A 3607-nucleotide genomic window follows, 5' to 3' on the forward strand; every position below is an offset into this window, starting at 1 on the left:
CTCGTCGAGACGTGGTGCTCTCATCGTCCGCCTCCCTGGCCAGCTTCCCGGCCTGTCAGCCGGAGAAGGGCTTTTGAACCAGTACCACCCTCACCCAGGACGGCGGCACGCTCGGTGTCTCTGGCCAGGAACCCATCCATGACGCCCAGCAGGTCGTCCAGCTGGAACTGGTTGCGCTTTACCTGCTCCAGGATCGCAGCGCCGACCAATACCTTCACCCGATCATCCTCGCGCTTTAGGGTCTTGCGCTCGGCAGCCATGGCCAATGCAATTTGGCGGTCAATCCTCGCCTTTTGTTGTTTGAGCTTTTCAAGTCTGTCTTGCACCGCTCGACCCCCATTGAAATTCATCAAAGTGATATGATAGCACGGAGCCATCCCGAGTCTTGGAACAAGACAAGGGCGCACTTATGCAAACTTCGTTTGCGTGCGGCCCCTTTGGGGCAGAAATCAAAAGCATAGGCAGAGCAAAGCGCAGTGTCGTATTCGTGCAGCGTCAAGACAGTCAGTCGAAGTGGTGGCCGGTCGGCCACAGCTTCGGCTGCCTATCGAAATGCTGAGCTGGTCGTGGATAAACGCACGGGCGAGAGGCACGACTACACCCGCCGTTCCGGGGTCGAGTCGGTGAGCTGGTTTGCCCCGGCAGGTTGCCGGGAGCAGACCAGCGCTGAGCTATGGAATCGGGCTGAGGCTGCCGAGAAGCGGAGGAATGCGACTGTGGCGCGGGAGGTGCTGGTAGCACTGCCCCACGAGCTGAACCAGGTGCAACGCCTTGAGCTGGTCCAGCGGATGACCCAGCAGCTGGCCGAGCGCTACGGTGTGGCCGGTACAGCGGCCATCCATGCGCCCGACCGTGAGGGCGATCAGCGCAACTGGCATACCCATATCCTGATGACCACCCGCCGCATCGACCCGTCTACGGGCGAACTGGGTGCGAAAACACGCGAACTGGACGACATGAAGACCGGCCCGAAGGAGGTCGTATGGATCAGGCAGATGGTCGAGCGTGAGGGCAATGCCGCCCTGGAGCGGGCAGGCCATGCCGCCCGCTTGGACTGCCGCAGCCTGTCCGACCAGGGCATCGACCGCGCGCCCACCACCCACGAGGGGCCGCGAGTGACGGCCATCCGGCGTGAGTGCGAGCGGGAGCAACGCGACCCGCTGGGCGCGTGCGACGTGATCGAGCTCAATGATGCCCGCCGTCTGCCGCCTCTGGGCGAGCTGCGCGTTGCGGCGCAGCAGTTGGAGGCCGAGATCATCGACTTGGATCAGTACCGCCTGAAGCGGGAGATCAAGCAGCTGAGCGTGCCAGCCCCCCACCCGCCCATGTACAGCACAGCCGTCGAGCTGGTGAAGCGGCAGCGCGAAGCGGTCCAGGGGGCGAAACGTTGGCGGATAGAGCATCCGGTGGTTGCGAGAGTGCTCGATGCGATCGGGATCCGCACGCCTGCTGACCGGGAGGTCGATCGGGCGAGGGGCGCGCTGCAGGGCAGCTCAGCCGTCCAGGAGACGATAGCGTGGCAGCGAGCAGAGCGAGAGCGTGAGCAACGGTTGAAGGACGCACGCAAGCAGCTGGAACAGCTAATGGAGCGCCTGCCGCCTTCACAGATCCGCGCTGAATCACCCCCCCCTGCACCCATACTGGAACCATCCAGCGCTCGGCATTCGCTGAGTGCCGGGCTGGCCGCGATGGAGCTGGCGATAGCTCGAAGGGCCGAGGCTGCATCGGAGTGGGTCGAGTGGGAGGACGACGCTGGCGAGCTGTACGGCCAGTGGGAAGGTGAGCAGCAGGTCTACTGGCGCAACGACCCGCAGGCCGAATGGTTACCTGTCGAGGATCGCCCACACCCAGCGCCGCAGCGCCAGAGCGGGCCGAGGCTGGGGTAGTTGTTATGGAGTACGTGTCACAACCCCAGGGCTAGCTGATCGTTGCGTTTGAAGTCGAAGCGAAGCCCACCGACCTTGCGGCCCTTCTTCACGGGGCGCCACTGGATCATCCAGCCGTCCTTGGTGGTCAGCTCCTTCACCGCTGGCTCAATGATCTTGCGGCGGATCGCCGCGAAATCGCCACGCTGCTTCTCTGTGGCATCCATCGACTGGGCGAAGTCCTCGATGGTGATCTCCAACCAGCCAGTGGCCTCGAAGCGGGTCAGCAGCTCCAGCAGCCGCCAGGAGTAGACCGAGCGGAGCGCGCTGGCCTGCTGGAGCTGGTAGCTGGTGAAGTTCTTGCGCAGGCCGGTGAGGTGCGGCAGCAGCGCCGGCCACCAGTGCAACTCTACCCAGCCCTCGCCCTCCTGGTACTTCACCTGGCCCACCCAGCGCATCTGTACGCGGGTCGGCGGTAGCGGCTTGCCGTTGCGCTTGTGGGCGGCCTCGTAGAAGGTGATCGAGCGGTTGTAGAGCTGCTTGGCCGCGTCCTGGAGCTGTTCGTAGGCAGTGGTCAGGTCTACGCCGAATGACTCGGCGTACTCCGCCGCTGTGATCTTGGTGGTTGGCACCGTGCCCGGCGCTATAGCCTTGCGGCTGTCGAGCTTCGACACCGCGCAGCCGACAATGCGCTTCTCGGCCAGGGTCAGGCCGTGGCCTGCCCTGGTCAGCGCATTGGTCATGGAGATCCAGCGCTCGCCCGGTAGGCGCTCCGCGTCCGGGTCGTAGCGCTCTACACGAGCTGCCGCCTTCTTCGCTGCTGACACTGCAACCTTGGCCAATTCTGCCGTCCTCCGGGTCATTCTGCCGTCAGCAAACTTTGGCAGAATTGACCAATTCTGCCAAGTCCCGTAGGCGGCAGACCTGTGGATAGCACCCGGAAAAAGGCAGAGTTAACCCGGAAAAAGGCAGAGTTAACCCGGAAAAAGGCAGAATAGAACCCCGCAAACCCGCGTGCTAGAGCGGCTGCTGAGTCCTATAAACAGGAAAGAACAAGAAAGAACCCCAAAACAAGCCGCGCCTCCGCATCGCACGCTGTGGAAAACGCCCGGAATCTCTCCCCCTTTAACCCGGAATCTCTCCCTGATTCGGCGCGCCTGCTGTGTAGGTTTGGCGCCCTTCCAGTCGCTGTGCGCCCCACTGACACCGAATCCCTACCTGGAGGCCGTGCAGGGGCTGCTTCGCTCCTTCACGGCGCTGCCTGCGGCCTGCGCGCTACGCTTGCCAGTGATCCAGTAAGGGGGGTCAATGCATCGCGAGTAGGGCCTCAAGCGATACTTCGGCAGCAGCCCCCCGGCCATGGAGGATGTACACCGTTGAACGCGTCCTGAAAACGCCGAGCTTGGGTTCCTCAACAGCCGGGCTGCTGCGCACCCATGAGCCCGGCGCGAATCGCCCGGCGCTGTCGTGAAGCACGCAGTTTGCGTACAGGTGTGGCTGATCTAAGTCCGTGACGGACGCAATCACCCAATGCTGGACCATGCACCACTGCTGCATCGGTCCGTACTGCTCAGCAACCCACTCCGCGGCTTCCTGCACGTCGAGTTGCACACCTGGGAGGTCGCCCTCCTGGAACAGTGGCAAAACCTCGTCGAGACGTGGTGCTCTCATCGTCCGCCTCCCTGGCCAGCTTCCCGGCCTGTCAGCCGGAGAAGGGCTTTTGAACCAGTACCACCCTCACC

4 protein-coding genes are annotated in these 3607 nt (G+C 63.4%); 1 reads left to right on the forward strand and 3 read right to left on the reverse strand.

All coding sequences use genetic code 11. The features are described 5' to 3' along the window. Positions 1-20 precede the first annotated feature (20 nt). A complete protein-coding gene (locus ACIGG7_RS23680) occupies positions 21-326 on the reverse strand; it encodes a mobilization protein (protein WP_397551180.1) in 306 nt (101 codons plus the stop codon). A gap of 150 nt (positions 327-476) precedes the next feature. On the opposite strand from ACIGG7_RS23680, the gene ACIGG7_RS23685 reads away from it, so the two are divergent. After that, the gene (locus ACIGG7_RS23685; RefSeq protein ID WP_397551181.1) at positions 477-1886 is read left to right on the forward strand and encodes a MobA/MobL family protein; all 1410 of its coding nucleotides are present in this window, start codon (positions 477-479) and stop codon (positions 1884-1886) included. Between the two features lie 17 nt (positions 1887-1903). Here the strand turns inward: ACIGG7_RS23685 and ACIGG7_RS23690 are convergent, their stop codons facing one another. Beyond that, positions 1904-2707: a replication initiation protein gene (locus ACIGG7_RS23690; protein ID WP_392853721.1), complete on the reverse strand. Its 804-nt coding sequence runs from the start codon at positions 2705-2707 to the stop codon at positions 1904-1906. A 463-nt stretch (positions 2708-3170) separates the two neighbouring features. Next, positions 3171-3536, reverse strand: a complete 366-nt coding sequence (locus ACIGG7_RS23695) for a DUF6957 family protein (RefSeq protein WP_392853720.1) — start codon at positions 3534-3536, stop codon at positions 3171-3173. Between the last annotated feature and the right edge of the window lie 71 nt (positions 3537-3607).

It is taken from the genome of Rossellomorea sp. NPDC077527 (assembly GCF_044542955.1).
Lineage (GTDB): Bacteria > Bacillota > Bacilli > Bacillales > Bacillaceae_B > Rossellomorea > Rossellomorea aquimaris_E.